This window comes from Mesorhizobium sp. WSM4830, from assembly GCF_055811495.1.
The window spans coordinates 1-248 of sequence record NZ_JBVVQI010000141.1; the positions used below are offsets into that span (position 1 = coordinate 1).

1 pseudogene is annotated in these 248 nt (G+C 65.7%); it reads right to left on the bottom strand.

Annotated features, from left to right (window positions below):
- Window positions 1-248, bottom strand: a pseudogene (locus AC0L2Y_RS34715) (calcium-binding protein); the annotation flags it as partial.

Here is a 248-nt window from a genome sequence, read left to right on the forward strand (position 1 = left end):
GCTTCGGTAGGGGCGGTGGCAGTCGAGGTGCTGCCGCCAGTGGTGGCCTCGGAAGGGATGCTCGCCGTAGAAGTGGGATCGGTGGCCGCGGCTTCGGAAGGAGCAGTCCCGGCAGTGCTGAGATTGTGTTGCCGGAAAACGGCCTGCAGTTCCGGGGAGCTTTCAAGCGCGGTGTCGCCTCGCTGCGAACCCCAGGCGTATGCGTAGTCGAAGGCGGGTGACGGAACCAGCTTGGCCCAGTGGTCCAT